This window comes from Geomonas silvestris (assembly GCF_014193515.1).
GTDB lineage: Bacteria > Desulfobacterota > Desulfuromonadia > Geobacterales > Geobacteraceae > Geomonas > Geomonas silvestris.
Genome location: NZ_BLXX01000011.1, coordinates 64,746 through 78,648, shown reverse-complemented (window position 1 = coordinate 78,648; position 13,903 = coordinate 64,746). Strand labels below are relative to the sequence as shown.

General features: G+C 62.9%; 13 protein-coding genes. All 13 read left to right on the top strand.

Annotation, left to right across the window (positions count from 1 at the left end; translation table 11 throughout):
* Positions 1-153 precede the first annotated feature (153 nt).
* The 13 genes from resB to GMST_RS16095 all read left to right on the top strand — a co-directional run bounded on the left by resB (position 154) and on the right by GMST_RS16095 (position 13,784).
* On the top strand, positions 154-1,506 hold the full coding sequence (resB, locus tag GMST_RS16155) for a cytochrome c biogenesis protein ResB (protein WP_183355729.1): 1,353 nt from the start codon (positions 154-156) through the stop codon (positions 1,504-1,506).
* A 63-nt stretch (positions 1,507-1,569) separates the two neighbouring features.
* Positions 1,570-2,415 (top strand): c-type cytochrome biogenesis protein CcsB, encoded by an 846-nt coding sequence (gene ccsB, locus GMST_RS16150; RefSeq protein WP_183355728.1) that lies wholly within the window; start codon positions 1,570-1,572, stop codon positions 2,413-2,415.
* Positions 2,416-2,441: 26 nt separating this feature from the next.
* Positions 2,442-3,443: a cytochrome c3 family protein gene (locus GMST_RS16145; protein WP_183355727.1), complete on the top strand. Its 1,002-nt coding sequence runs from the start codon at positions 2,442-2,444 to the stop codon at positions 3,441-3,443.
* Between the two features lie 35 nt (positions 3,444-3,478).
* Complete coding sequence (locus GMST_RS16140) at positions 3,479-4,438, top strand: glycosyltransferase family 2 protein (RefSeq protein ID WP_183355726.1); 960 nt, start codon at positions 3,479-3,481, stop codon at positions 4,436-4,438.
* A gap of 137 nt (positions 4,439-4,575) precedes the next feature.
* Complete coding sequence (locus GMST_RS16135; RefSeq protein ID WP_183355725.1) at positions 4,576-5,520, top strand: glycosyltransferase family 2 protein; 945 nt, start codon at positions 4,576-4,578, stop codon at positions 5,518-5,520.
* Positions 5,513-6,697 (top strand): glycosyltransferase family 4 protein, encoded by a 1,185-nt coding sequence (locus tag GMST_RS16130; protein WP_183355724.1) that lies wholly within the window; start codon positions 5,513-5,515, stop codon positions 6,695-6,697. Before GMST_RS16135 ends, GMST_RS16130 begins: the two co-directional genes overlap by 8 nt.
* A gap of 167 nt (positions 6,698-6,864) precedes the next feature.
* Positions 6,865-7,491: a winged helix-turn-helix transcriptional regulator gene (locus GMST_RS16125; protein ID WP_183355723.1), complete on the top strand. Its 627-nt coding sequence runs from the start codon at positions 6,865-6,867 to the stop codon at positions 7,489-7,491.
* A 47-nt stretch (positions 7,492-7,538) separates the two neighbouring features.
* Positions 7,539-7,685, top strand: coding sequence for a hypothetical protein (locus tag GMST_RS16120; RefSeq protein ID WP_183355722.1), 147 nt, complete (start codon positions 7,539-7,541; stop codon positions 7,683-7,685).
* 24 nt (positions 7,686-7,709) lie between these two features.
* Positions 7,710-8,483, top strand: a complete 774-nt coding sequence (gene rfbF / locus GMST_RS16115; RefSeq protein ID WP_183355721.1) for a glucose-1-phosphate cytidylyltransferase — start codon at positions 7,710-7,712, stop codon at positions 8,481-8,483.
* A gap of 3 nt (positions 8,484-8,486) precedes the next feature.
* Positions 8,487-9,572, top strand: a complete 1,086-nt coding sequence (gene rfbG, locus GMST_RS16110) for a CDP-glucose 4,6-dehydratase (RefSeq protein WP_246399764.1) — start codon at positions 8,487-8,489, stop codon at positions 9,570-9,572.
* A 134-nt stretch (positions 9,573-9,706) separates the two neighbouring features.
* Entirely contained in the window at positions 9,707-11,056 is a 1,350-nt protein-coding gene (rfbH, locus tag GMST_RS16105; RefSeq protein ID WP_183355720.1) for a lipopolysaccharide biosynthesis protein RfbH, read from the top strand.
* Complete coding sequence (locus GMST_RS16100; RefSeq protein WP_183355719.1) at positions 11,053-11,985, top strand: NAD-dependent epimerase/dehydratase family protein; 933 nt, start codon at positions 11,053-11,055, stop codon at positions 11,983-11,985. Before rfbH ends, GMST_RS16100 begins: the two co-directional genes overlap by 4 nt.
* Before the next feature lie 23 nt (positions 11,986-12,008).
* Complete coding sequence (locus tag GMST_RS16095) at positions 12,009-13,784, top strand: thiamine pyrophosphate-binding protein (RefSeq protein WP_183355718.1); 1,776 nt, start codon at positions 12,009-12,011, stop codon at positions 13,782-13,784.
* Positions 13,785-13,903: the final 119 nt, after the last annotated feature.

Below are 13,903 nucleotides of genomic sequence, written 5' to 3'. Positions count from 1 at the left end.
GCAGGAAGAAAAGGGATAGCAGCTCAAGCTGTTATCCCTTTTTTGCGTTGTATGAGAAGCTCCGGAATTTTTCTTTTGCGCTTCTTTGCAATTTGACTATAATGGCAAGCTTGATTCAGCTGTAGCAGCACATAACCTCTTTGGGAGACTGCCTTGACAACGAATAAAAACAGCTTCGCGTATAAGGTCTGGGACTTCTTCTGCTCCTTGAAACTCAGCATCTTCCTCCTCATCGGCCTCGCACTCACCTCGATCATCGGTACGGTCGTCATGCAGGGACCGTCGCGCGAATACCTCGCCACCCTGAGCGAAACCAAGATCCGCATCTACTCGGCACTGGGCTTCTTCGACATGTACCACTCCTGGTGGTTCATCCTGCTGCTCTACCTGCTTACCCTGAACCTGATCTGCTGCTCGATCAAACGGCTCCCCCGCGTCTGGAAGACCGTGTTCGAGCCGGTGCTGGTCCTGGACGAGCGCTTCGAGAAGTCGCTTTCCACCGTGAAGGAGCTGAAGATCTCCGGCTCCAAGGCGCAGCTCAAGGACAAGATGGCCGAGTTCCTCAAGTCCGAGTTCGCCAACCCGGTCATCACCGAGAAGGACGGCGAGTACCACCTCTTCGCCGAGAAGGCCCGGCTCTCGAGACTCGGGGTCTACGTGGTGCACTTCTCCATCATCATCGTCTTCATCGGCGCCTTGGTCGGTTCCTTCTTCGGCTACAAGGGGTACGTGAACATCCCCGAGGGGGGGAGCATCGGCGAGGTGCAGACCCGCAGCGGCAAGATCGTCAACCTGGGCTACAGCGTGCGCTGCGAGAAGTTCTCGGTCTCCTTCTACGACACCGGTGCGCCCAAGGAGTTCAAGAGCATCCTGACCGTCCTGGAGAACGGCAAGCCGGTGCCGGGTTACGTGAACGTCCCGACCATCGTGAACGAGCCGCTCACCTACAAGGGGATCACCTTCTACCAGTCGAGCTACGGCCAGTCCGACGAGGGGGTCGTCTACCACATCTCGGTGCGTGACCGCAAAGGCGGGGCACCCCTCAAGCTGACCGCCCGCCAGGGCGAGCGCCTGACCCTTCCCGGCGGTGCCTTCCTCTCCATCATGGAAGCCACCGCGGACGTACGTCCCTTCATGAAGGATTTCGACGGCCCCGGCGCCCAGGTCGAGTTCACCCCGGCCGGCGGCAAGCCCCAGCCCTTCGTGATCCTGAGCGAGAAGTACGAAGCCTTCAACGCGCAGCACGGCGGCGACCTGATCATCACCATGGACGGCCTGGACCAGAAGTTCTACACCGGTCTGCAGGTCGCCAAGGACCCCGGCGTCTGGGTGGTCTGGTTCGGCTGCTTCCTGATGGTCGTCGGCATCATCATGGCCTTCTTCATGTCGCATAAACGCATCTGGGCGCGGGTCTCCGACGGCGCGGTGACCCTGGCCGGTTCCGCCAGCAAGAACCCCACTGGTTTCGAACTGGCCTTCGACGAACTGGTCCAGAAGCTTAAATGATAAGTCTCCGGGGGGTTTGACCCCCTTCAACTGTCAACTGACTACACCGGAGGGTACTAACGTATGTCCAGTTCCATGTTGTTCAACATCACCATGGTCACCTACATGGTTTCGACCTGCATATTCTTCGCCTTCCTGGCTTCCAAAGCCAAGGCGGTCGGTTTGGCCGGCACCTACGCCGCGCTCTTTGGTTTCGTCGCGCAGACCGCGGCCATCGCGCTGCGCTGGAAGGAGTCCTACGACCAGGGGCACGGCCACGCGCCGCTTTCCAACCTGTACGAATCGGTGGTCTTCTTCTCCTGGACCATCATCCTCATCTTCCTGATCATCGACTTCAGGTACAAGTACCGTGCGGTGGGCGCCTTCGTGGTCCCCTTTGCCCTCTTCGGCATGGCGTGGGCGCAGCTCAGCCTGGATAACAACATCGAGCCCCTGGTTCCGGCCCTGCAGAGCAACTGGCTCATGTACCACGTCATCACCTGCTTCCTGGGCTACGCCGCCTTCGCGGTCGCCTGCGGCATCTCGATCATGTACCTGATCCGCGACAAGATGGAAGGCGGCAACTCGGCTCCGGCGGGGGGGCTCCTCTCCATGTTCCCGGCCATCAAGGTGCTGGACGACCTCAACTACAAGGCGATCATGATCGGCTTCCCGCTTTTGACCCTGGGGATCGTGACCGGCGCCGCCTGGGCCAACTACGCCTGGGGCACCTACTGGAGCTGGGACCCGAAGGAAACCTGGTCCCTCATCGTCTGGTTCGTCTACGCCGCCTTCCTGCACGCCCGCATCACCCGCGGCTGGGTCGGCCGTCGCGCCGCAATCCTCTCGGTGATCGGCTTCGCTGCGACCATCTTCTGCTACCTCGGGGTGAACCTGTTCCTGTCCGGTCTGCACAGCTACGGCAAGTAGTCTTGCCAGAGGGGCCGTTTGACGCCATGCCTCAGTCCCGCAGCGTACATCTGGTAGCCGCACTCTTCCTGTTCGCCGCATGCTTCGCCCCGGTCTTGGCCGGGGCGGAGCCTTTCAAGTGCAGTGCCTGCCATCGCGGGCTCGCCGAAGGGAAGGTGCCCCATCGCCCGGCGGCAGAGGGCGAGTGCCTGAGGTGTCACGAGCAGTTATCCGACGATCACCCGCTGGGGAAGGGGAGCATGGGGTTTGTCGTCCAGAAGGAAAAGCTCTGCCTTACCTGCCACACCACCCTCTTGAAGGCCGACAAGCCGATGCTGCACAAGCCGGTAGCCGAGGGGAAGTGCTACGATTGCCACCAGCCGCACGTCTCGGAGAACAAGGCACTCTTAAAGGATGCCGTACCGGTCCTCTGCTTCCGCTGCCACCCCAAAGAGCGTTTCACCGGTGCAAGCCACGGCCACCCGCCGGTCGCCAAGGGGGAATGCCTCTCCTGTCACGACGCCCACCAGTCCGAAACCCGCTCGCTTTTGAAAAAGTCCGGCTCCCAGCTCTGCTTCGCCTGCCACGATCCCAAGCTCGCCGTGGGGAAGTCCGTGCACAAGCCGGTGGCCAGCGGCGACTGCGTCGGCTGCCATGCCGTGCACGGCTCGTCCTACCGGAAGATCCTGAAGGCCGACCTGCCGACCGTCCTGTACCGTCCCTTTTCCGAAGACGCCTTCCCGCTCTGCTTCACCTGCCACAAGCCGGCCCTGGTCCTGGAGAGCGTCACCGACAAGGCGACCAACTTCCGTAACGGCACGCGCAACCTGCATGCGGTGCACGTCAACAAGCCCGGCAAGGGACGCTCCTGCCGGATGTGCCACAGTCCGCACGCCTCAGCGCAGGACCGGTTGATCTATCCCAAGGCCCCCGGCTTTGGCGCCTGGGACATCCCGATCCGCTTCGACACGACGCCCACCGGTGGCGGCTGTTCGGTTGGGTGCCACCGCACCTTCCGCTACGACCGCGCCAAGGCTGTGGAGAACTAACGGAAGGCCGCGAGCGGCGCCTCCGTTTCATTCCGATGAATTTTCCCAAGGTCTCCATCATCATTCCCCGAAAGCCCGGCGGCGACGTCCGGGCACTTGCGGGGCTCAAAGGGGTGAACTACCCTTCCGGGCTGTTCGAGGTCCTGGTGGCCTACGGCTGCCTCCCGAGCGCGCAGCGGAACCAGGCAGCCCAAAAGGCCTCGGGGGAGATCCTGTTCTTCCTCGATGACGATTCCCAGGTAACGGCCGGTTTCCTGGAGCGAGCGGTGGAGCACTACGCGGACCCCAAGGTGGCAGCGGTCGGGGGGCCGTCGCTTACCCCCGCTACCGACACCCCCTTGCAGCGCGCCATCGGTTCCGCCTTCGCCTCCGTGGTCGGTGGCGGCGGGGTGCGCAACCGCTACCGCAAGGCGGGCGAGCCGCGCGTCACCAGCGACAGCGAGCTTATCCTGTGCAACCTGAGTTTCCGGCGCGAGGTCTACCTGGAACAGGGAGGGTTGGACGAGCGGCTCTACCCCAACGAAGAGAACGAGCTCATGGACCGGCTGCAGCGCGAGGGGTATCACCTGGTGCACGATCCCGAGCTTGCCGTCGAGCGGAGCCAGCGCGCCACCTTTCGCGCCTACCTGAGGCAGATGTTCGGGTACGGGCGCGGGCGCGGCGAGCAGACGGTCATTGCCGGGAAGCTGAAGCCGGTGTCGTTTGCGCCGGCGCTGCTGTTTTTGTACCTGCTGCTGCTCCCCTTTGGGACCCTGGAGTTCGCCTTTCCGTTTCTGTGCTACCTGGCCCTCATGATGGCGGCGAGCGTGGCGGGGGCCTGGAGCGGGCGCGACTGGCGGCTTTTCCCGTGGCTTATCCTGGTGTATCCGGCGTTGCACCTGGTGTACGGCGCGGGGACCCTGGTGGGGCTCCTGCGTCCGCGCTTCAGGCGCCAGGTCTGCGACGCGAGCGGGATTGAGGTTAAGTGCGTGAAGCGTTTTGCCGATAAGCTTTAACTGCGTTTTTTTGCCACGGCACGGAGCTCGCGGAGAACATCTCAAGCCTCAGAAAACGGCTCAAGGTCTCAGGTTTCGGTTTTTCTCCGTGCTCTCCGTGGCGAAGTAGGTTCTGATTTTACGAATTGGAGTGTCTTGTGGATCTCAGTATTGTAGTGCCCATTTACAACGAAGAGGACAACGTCCCCGTCCTGCATGCCCGTATCAGCGAGGCGCTCGCCGACACCGGTCTCGACTACGAGCTCATCCTGGTCGATGACGGCTCTTCCGACAACTCCTATGCCGGTCTGAAACTGGCAGCCAGCCAGGACCCGCGCGTCAAGGTGGTGAAGCTGCGCCGCAACTTCGGCCAGACCGCCGCCATGGCCGCCGGCTTCGACAACGCCACCGGCCGCGTCGTCATCCCGATGGACGGCGACCTGCAAAACGACCCCCTGGACATCCCGCTTTTGCTCGCGCGCATCGACGAGGGGTACGACGTGGTCTCCGGCTGGCGCAAGGACCGCAAGGACACCTTTATCAACCGCCGGCTCCCCTCCATCCTCGCCAACGGCTTCATCTCGCGCATGACCGGCGTACACCTGCACGACTACGGCTGCACCCTGAAGGCCTACCGCCGCGAGGTGCTCGAGGACGTGAACCTCTACGGCGAGATGCACCGCTTCGTCCCGGCACTCGCCCACCAGGTCGGCGCGCGGGTCACCGAGATGCCGGTCCGGCACCACGAAAGGCTGCACGGCGTGAGCAAGTACGGCATCTCGCGCACCATGAAGGTGATCCTCGACCTGATGACGGTGAAGTTCCTGCTCTCCTACTCGACGAAGCCGATCCAGCTCTTCGGGCGCTGGGGGATCTACACCCTCTTTGCCGGCTGCCTGACCGGCGGGGTGACCCTCTACATGAAGTTCTTCGAGCAGACCAGCATGAACCGCAACCCGCTTTTGATCCTCACCGCCTTCCTGCTCTTCATGGGGGTCCAGTTCATCGTGCTGGGACTTTTGGCCGAGCTCTCCGCCCGCACCTACTACGAGGCGCAGGGGAAGCCGATCTACAACATCAAGGAAAAGATCAACTTTGTCTGAACCGATTAAAGTCCTGGTGCTGGCGCCCACCCCCTTCTTCGCCGACCGGGGCTGCCACGTGCGCATCCTCGAGGAGGCGCGCGCCCTCATCCCCTTGGGGGTGGAGTTGCGCCTGGTGACCTACCACATCGGGCGCGACCTTCCCGGCTTCCCCATCGACCGGATCCCCGGCATCCCCTGGTACGGGAAGTTGGAGGCCGGTCCTTCCTGGCACAAGCCCTACCTCGACATCCTACTTTTGTTCAAGGCCTGGCGCGTAGCGCGCAGCCTCAAGCCGCAGCTCATCCACGCGCACCTGCACGAGGGGGCCTTCATCGGCGCCTTTTTGAAGATGCTGTTGCGCGTCCCCATGGTGTTCGACTGCCAGGGGAGCCTGACCGGAGAGATCACCGACCACGGCTTCGTGAAGAAGGGGTCCCTGCTGCAGAAGTGCTTCCAGATGTTGGAGCGCTGGATCAACCGCAGCTCGGACTTCATCGTGACCAGCGCGGGTCCCACCGTCGACCTGCTGGTACAAGACGGCGTGCCTGCCGGGAAGGTGCAGGCGCTCATCGACGGAGTGGATACCGAGTCCTTCGCCCCGGCGCCGCGCGCAGAGGTGGCAGCGCTCAAGGAGCGTCTGGGACTTCCCGCCAGGCGGCCGGTGGTCGGGTACTTGGGGCTATTGAACAGCTACCAGGGTGTCGACCTTTTGCTCGAGGCGGCCGCCCTTTTGAAGCAGCAGGGGGCGAACCTGCACTTTCTCATCATGGGTTTTCCCGAGGGGGGCTATCGCGAGAAGGCCGAGGCGTTTGGGGTTTCCGACCGGGTGACCTTCACCGGACGGATCCCCTACGACCAGGCGCCGCTTTATCTGAGCCTCGCCGACGTCGCGGTGTCTCCCAAGATCTCCTTGACCGAGGCGAACGGGAAACTGTTCAACTATCTCGCCTGCGGGTTACCCAGCGTCGTCTTCGACACGCCGGTGAACCGGGAGATCCTGGGAGAGACCGCGCTCTATGCGAAATTCGGGGATGTGGGGGAACTCGCCTATGCCATCGGGAGACTTGCGGGCGATCGGGAACTGCGTGAGGAGTTGGCCAGGGAAGGACGCGAGAAGGCAGTCAAGGAGCATTCCTGGCAGGCCAGAGGCAAGACCCTGGTCGGCATCTACCGAAAACTGCTCAAGGCTCGTTAGCCACGGAGCCACCAAGCACACGGAGAACGGCAGGCCTGTCAGGACCGCGTGCCGTTCAAGCTGAGGAGCGAGGTAAGGAACGGCGAAACTCATCGTAGGCTTGGTGGCTCCGTGGCTAAATTTGGTTTTTTATTGATAAAACACTGCATTTCCTGTATGTTCGCCGAATGAACAAAGAAGATGAAAAGGTCCTCGATACGTATCGTTCGTTCCTGCTCCTCTCTGAGATCTCGGCTTCCGATCAGCTCTCGCAGCGGGAGCTCTCCCGGCGCCTGGGGATCGCTCTTGGCTTGGTGAACTCGTACATCAAGAACCTGGTCGCCAAGGGCTTCGTTCGCGTCACCAGCTTCCCCAAAAATCGCTACGCCTACCTCCTCACCCCATCGGGTTTCGCCGAAAAAAGCCGCCTCGCCTACCAGCACCTAAGCTACTTCACCAGCCTCTACACCGTCGCCCGACAGGACTACCTGAAGCTCTTCCGCAAGCTTGCGGCGGACGGCATCAAGGGGGTCGCTTTCTGCGGCATCGACGAGGTAGCGGAGATCGCCTACCTTTCGCTTACCGAAGTGGGTATGGAGCTGGAGCTTGCCATGGACGCCGGCCCCGCAGGACGCAAGTTCATGGGGCGCCAGGTGGTAACGCCGGCCATCGGCCTCCTCTCCGGCAACCACCGCATCGTGATCACCTCACTGAAGCGGGGAGAGCAGTTGCGCGAAGAACTCTTGCGGCTCGGGGCAGACCCAGAGGCCGTCTTCTGTGCCTCTGGCTCAAAGGTGAGCGGTAAGAAAGGTTAGACCTTCGAAGTAACCTGCAATTCCAGATTCTAAGCTGCGAGGTTTCGATGGAAACGGATCGTGTCGAAGTACTGCTGGAAAACCTGAAAGGGAGGCTGGAATCGCTCCTTGAAGATTACGCTGCACTGCATGAAAGAATAGATGCGCGCTTCGTGGCCAAACCGGTGAAACAAAGCCGCGAAGAGCAGATTTAGTAGGTAGAGGAGGGGAGGACGCAGATGAAGGTTGTCATTCTGGCAGGTGGTTTCGGAACCAGGATCAGCGAAGAGTCACACCTCAAACCCAAGCCGATGATCGAGGTGGGTGGACGGCCGATCCTGTGGCACATCATGAAGATCTACTCCCACTTCGGGTTCAACGATTTCGTGATCTGCCTGGGCTACAAGGGGTACGCCATCAAGGAGTACTTCGCCCACTACTTCCTGCACGAGTCGGACGTGACCTTTGACTTCCGCAACTCGAACCAGCGCATCATCCACCAGCACACCGCGGAACCCTGGCAGGTGACGCTGGTCGACACGGGGGCCGAAACCATGACCGGCGGCCGCGTGAAGCGGGTGGCGGAGTACCTGGACGGCGAACCGTTCATGCTCACCTACGGCGACGGCGTCAGCAACGTGAACATCCCGGAGCTGGTAGCCTTCCACAAGTCGCACGGCAAGCTGGCCACCCTTACCACCACCCAGCCCTCGGGCAAGTTCGGCGCCCTCGGCATCCAGGAGGGGGACCAGGTGACGAGCTTCCTGGAGAAACCGCGCGGCGACGGGGCCTGGATCAACGCCGGCTTCTTCGTGCTGCAGCCCGAGGTGCTCGACCTCATTGCCAGCGACTCGACCATCTTCGAGAAGGAACCGCTGGAAACGCTCGCCTCCACCGGTGAGCTCATGGCCTTCAAGCACCACGATTTCTGGCAGCCCATGGACACCCTGAGGGACAAGAACAACCTGGAGGAGCTCTGGAAGAACGGCACCGCTCCTTGGAAGCTGTGGTAGCGAATGGATCAAAGAACTGAAACGATGCGCGCCTTCTGGCAAGGCAAAAGAGTTTTTCTCACCGGACACACCGGCTTCAAGGGTGCCTGGCTCTCGCTCTGGTTGCACACCCTGGGAGCCAAGGTAACCGGATACGCGCTGGATCCCCCCACCGACCCGAGCCTCTTCGAACTCGCCCGTGTGGATCAGCTGGTCCACTCGGTGACCGCCGACGTGCGCGACCTCGAGCGGCTCAAAGAGGAGCTCGCCCAGGCCCGTCCCGAGATCGTGATCCACATGGCCGCCCAGCCTTTGGTGCGCGACTCGTACAAGATCCCCGTCGACACCTACGCGATCAACGTGATGGGAACCGTGCACCTTTTGGAAGCGGTGCGCAGCTGCCCCTCGGTGCGCGCGGTGGTGAACGTTACCACCGACAAGGTCTACGAAAACCGCGAGTGGGCCTGGGGCTACCGCGAGAACGAGCCGATGGGCGGGTACGATCCGTACTCCAACTCGAAGGGGTGCTCCGAGCTCGTCACCGCGAGCTACCGCTCCTCGTACTTCAACCCCGCACGTTACCAGGAACACCGAGTGGCGGTCGCGACGGCGCGTGCCGGCAACGTCATCGGCGGCGGCGACTGGGCGGGCGACCGGCTGATCCCGGACTGCATCAGGGCCATCCTGGCGGGCGAGGCGGTGCAGATCCGCAATCCGCATGCCATCCGTCCCTGGCAGCACGTGCTCGAGCCGCTTTCCGGGTACCTCACGCTTGCGCAGCGACTCTACGAAGAAGGGGTGCGCTTTGCCACCGGTTACAACTTCGGTCCCGCCGAGGAAGATGCCCGTCCGGTGGGCTGGATCGTGGAGAAGCTCTGCGCCGGCTGGGGCTGGGGAGCCGGCTACCAGATCGACGAAGGCGACCACCCGCACGAGGCGCACTACCTAAAGCTCGACTGCTCCAAGGCGCGCAACGAGTTGGGCTGGACCCCGCGCTGGTCGTTGGCCCGCACCCTCGACAGCATCGTCGCCTGGACCCAGGCCTACCGCGACGGCGCTGATCTGCGCGAGGTCTGCTTGCAGCAGATTGCGGAGTACGAAGCAAGCTGAAGGGGGCTGGCGCTACCGGTACCCAACCCCTAAGCCTTGGCTTCTCATCGTGCTCCTCGTTTGATCCGCCCGCGACCATGTGCTTGCGGCAACCCGCTGGTCCCACTGTCTGCAACTAACCCGGAGGAACCACCGTGCACGACACCAAAGAACAGGAAAAACAGCTCCGCGAGGCCGCCATCAAGGCCGCGGTCGATTACTACAACTTCAAGCACAAGCCCGAGCAGCCGTTTGCCCCGGGTAAGCGCATCTCCTACGGCGGCCGCGTCTTCGACGAGCGCGAGATGGCGAACCTGATCGACTCATCGCTCGACTTCTGGCTCACCACCGGGCGTTACGCAGAGAAGTTCGAAAAGGAGTTCGCCGAGTTCCTCGGCGTGCAGCACGCCTCCCTGGTGAACTCCGGCTCCTCGGCGAACCTCCTGGCCTTCATGGCGCTCACCTCGCCGAAGCTGGGCGAGCGGCGCATCAGGCGCGGCGACGAGGTCATCACCGTGGCCGCCGGCTTCCCGACCACAGTTGCGCCCATCATCCAGTACGGTGCGATTCCGGTCTTCGTGGACGTGGCGCTCCCCACCTACAACGTGGACGTCACCCTGCTCGAGGCGGCGCGCTCCGAGAAGACCAAGGCGGTCATGCTCGCGCACACCCTGGGCAACCCCTTTGACCTCGGCGCCGTCAAAGTATTCTGCGAAAAGCACGGTCTGTGGCTTATCGAGGACAACTGCGATGCGCTCGGTTCGCGCTACTTCCACCAAGGGGACTGGCACTACACCGGGACGCTGGGGGATCTCGGCACCTCGAGCTTCTATCCGCCGCACCACATGACGATGGGCGAGGGGGGCGCGGTCTACACCAACGACACTACCCTGAAGCGCCTGGTGGAATCGTTCCGCGACTGGGGGCGCGACTGCTGGTGCCCCTCGGGGCGCGACAACACCTGCGGCAACCGCTTCACCCAGCGCTTCGGCGAGCTCCCCTACGGCTACGATCACAAATACGTCTACTCCCACTTCGGCTACAACCTGAAGGTGACCGACATGCAGGCGGCCATCGGCTGCGCGCAGCTCGAGAAGCTTTCCGGATTCGTCGCCGCGCGCCGGGCCAACTGGCAGTTCCTGCGCGACGGGTTAAGCGGGCTTGCCGACCGCTTCGTGCTCCCCGAGCCGACCGAAAACAGCGAGCCCTCCTGGTTCGGCTTCCTCCTCACCGTGCGTAAGGAGGCGGGCTTTAGCCGCGAGGAGGTGGTGAACCACCTGGAGAGGAAGGGGATCCAGACCCGCATGCTCTTCGCCGGGAACCTCATAAAGCACCCCTGCTTCGACGAGATGCGGCAAAGTGGCGCGGGGTTCCGCGTGGTGGGCGAGCTCAAAGAGACCGACCGCATCATGAACGACACCTTCTGGATCGGCGTCTATCCGGGGATGAAGCCGGAGATGCTCGAGTACATGGTGGCGACCCTCAAGGAGTTCGCGGCCAGATGACCACGCTGGTGACGGGGGCAACCGGGTTCGTGGGCGGGGCGCTCACGCGGCGCCTGGTCGAACTAGGGCGCGAGGTCCACATCCTGACCCGGGCACAGTCCGACACCTGGCGTCTGGCGGAGATCGAGGACCGCGTGGTACGGCACGTGGTGGATCTCTCCGACGCCGCGACCTTGGAGCGGGTGGTGGCCGAGGTGAAGCCGCAGATCGTCTACCACCTGGCGACCTACGGCGGCTTTGCCAGCCAGCGCGATACGGACGCCATCTTCGCCGCCAACCTCACCGGGACCATGAACCTCTTGCGCGCCTGCGAGAAGGTCGGCTTTGACTGCTTCGTCAACACCGGGAGCTCGTCGGAGTACGGGACCAAAAAGGAGCCGATGCGTGAGGCGGACATCCCGGAGCCGCTCGGCGACTACGGCGTCTCCAAGGTCGCTGCCTCGCTGCACTGCCGATCCGAAGCGCTGCAGAAGGGGTTGCCGGTGGTGACCCTGAGGCTTTTCTCGCCGTACGGCCCCTGGGACGATCCCAAACGGTTCATCCCCTACCTGCTCGCGACACTCTTGCGCGGCGAGACGCCACGGCTCTCCACTCCGCTCTCGGTGCGCGACTGGGTCTACATCGACGACGTACTCGACCTCTACCTGAAAACGGACGAGCTTGCGAAACTTCGTGGGGAGATCATCAACGTCGGCAGTGGCAGCCAGAGCTCGCTCGGCGAGGTGGCCGCGCTGGCAGAGCGCCTGGCCGGAACCGGAGCGAGCGCCGTCTGGGGAGGCGTTGCCGCTCAGCGCGTCGAACCGACCTGCTGGGTGGCCGATATCGGCAAGGCCAAGGCGCTGCTCGACTGGGAGCCGCAAACCGGCCTGACAGAGGGACTTGAAAAGACCGTGGATTGGATGCGGGGGCACCTTTCGCTGTACCGCTAACTGAAACACTGCAGGGGAGTTTTATGAAACTGTCTGATTACGTCATAGATTTTCTGGTGGAGGAGGGGGTCTCGGAGATCTTCGAGTTCATCGGCGGCGCCATCACCCACCTGATCGATTCCACCGTCCCGCGCGACGATATCAACTGTGTCTCGGTGCACCACGAGCAGGCCGGCGCCTTTGCCGCCGAGGCCTACGCGCGGATCAACGGCAAGCTCGGCGTTGCCATGGCGACCAGCGGCCCCGGTGCGCTCAACATGATCACCGGCGTCGGCAGCTGCTGGTTCGACTCGGTCCCCTGTCTCTTCATTACCGGGCAGGTGAACACCTACGAGTACAAGTTCGACCGCCCGATCCGTCAGATCGGTTTCCAGGAGACCGACATCGTCTCGGTCGCCAAGCCGCTCACCAAGTACGCGGAGCTGGTCGTCGAACCCGAGAGCATCCGGTACCACTTGGAGAAGGCGGTGTTCCTGGCGCAGAGCGGTCGCCCCGGGCCGGCGCTTTTGGACATCCCGATGAACGTGCAGCGGGCGCAGATCGAGCCCGCGACCCTCCCGGCCTTCCTGGGCTCGCCTGAACACCTGGCGCTCGTCAAACCGGTGGTCTCGTCCGAGCAGGTTAAACAGGTCCGTGCGCTGTTGCAGGCCGCCAAGCGCCCGATGATCCTCGCAGGCGGAGGTGTCCGTACCGCCGGGGCAACTGCCGAACTTGCCGAATTCATCGGGAAGAGCGGCACTCCGCTGGTGGCCACGCTCATGGGGCTCGACGCCGTATCCCACGACAACCCCGCCTTCTTCGGGATGATCGGGGCGTACGGCAACCGCTTCTCGAACATGGCGCTGGCCAACTGCGACTTCCTCCTGGTGCTCGGCGCCCGGCTCGACTCCCGGCAGACCGGCACCCGCCCCGACACCTTCGGCCGGGCCGCGCAGAAGGTTCACGTCGACATCGATCCCGTCGAGCTGAACGCCAAGGTGCCCGTGGAACTCGCCATCCACGCCGACGTGAAGGACCTCCTTGTTGCGCTCAACTCCGAACTCGCTGCGTACCAAAAGCCCGACCTGTCCCCGTGGTACGGGGTGATCGAGCGGTACCGGGAGCGCTATCCGACCCGCTCCAACCAGAACGAATTCCCGGTCATCGAGCCGAACCGCTTCATGGAGCTGCTCTCGTCCCTCTGTTCCCCCGGCGATATCGTCTGTCTCGATGTCGGGCAGAACCAGATGTGGGCGGCGCAGTCCTTCCGTCTCAAGGAGCGCCAGCGCATGCTCATCTCCGGCGGCATGGGGGCGATGGGGTTTGCCTTGCCCGCGGCGCTTGGGGCAGCCAAGGCGGCGCCTGCCGAGAAGGCGATCGTTCTCTCCGGCGACGGCGGCATCCAGGTCAATATCCAGGATCTCGACACCATTGTGAACCACAAGCTGCCGGTGAAGATGTTCGTCCTCAATAACAACTGCCTGGGGATGGTGCGGCAGTTCCAGGACCTGTACTTCGGCGGACGGCAGCAATCCACCGTCGTCGGGTACGGCTGCCCGGACCTCGTCCGGATCGCTGAGGCCTACGGCGTCCCGTCCTTTGTGATCGACACCATGGAAGGCGCCGAAACCGTAATCTCCGAGGCTTTGGCACTTGCCGGTCCGGCCTTTGTGGAAGTGAAGCTTGAGCAGATGACCTGCGTTAACCCGAAGCTCGTGGTGAACCGTCCCATCGAAGACATGTCGCCCCACCTCGATCGCCAGGAGTTGGCAGATGAGATGCTCATCGACTTGGTGGACGAAGGCGAGGTGCCAAAGTAGCGAATTGTGGAGATTGCTCCGTTGCCTTTCGGAAATGTGCCGGAGGAGTTACACTTAAGGTGTGGCGCCCCGTAAGGTCTTGAGGTGCCGCACTTTCTGGCGCTGGCTTGCGAGGGGAA

What these genes read in the sequence shown, in the direction of transcription:
- GMST_RS16100 (WP_183355719.1), top strand. Translation starts at nt 11,053, where the DNA reads ATGACCACGCTGGTGACGGGGGCAACCGGGTTCGTGGGCGGGGCGCTC.
- GMST_RS16095 (WP_183355718.1), top strand. Translation starts at nt 12,009, where the DNA reads ATGAAACTGTCTGATTACGTCATAGATTTTCTGGTGGAGGAGGGGGTC.
- rfbF (WP_183355721.1), top strand. Translation starts at nt 7,710, where the DNA reads ATGAAGGTTGTCATTCTGGCAGGTGGTTTCGGAACCAGGATCAGCGAA.
- GMST_RS16140 (WP_183355726.1), top strand. Translation starts at nt 3,479, where the DNA reads ATGAATTTTCCCAAGGTCTCCATCATCATTCCCCGAAAGCCCGGCGGC.
- GMST_RS16120 (WP_183355722.1), top strand. Translation starts at nt 7,539, where the DNA reads ATGGAAACGGATCGTGTCGAAGTACTGCTGGAAAACCTGAAAGGGAGG.
- rfbG (WP_246399764.1), top strand. Translation starts at nt 8,487, where the DNA reads ATGGATCAAAGAACTGAAACGATGCGCGCCTTCTGGCAAGGCAAAAGA.
- ccsB (WP_183355728.1), top strand. Translation starts at nt 1,570, where the DNA reads ATGTCCAGTTCCATGTTGTTCAACATCACCATGGTCACCTACATGGTT.
- GMST_RS16145 (WP_183355727.1), top strand. Translation starts at nt 2,442, where the DNA reads ATGCCTCAGTCCCGCAGCGTACATCTGGTAGCCGCACTCTTCCTGTTC.
- GMST_RS16125 (WP_183355723.1), top strand. Translation starts at nt 6,865, where the DNA reads ATGAACAAAGAAGATGAAAAGGTCCTCGATACGTATCGTTCGTTCCTG.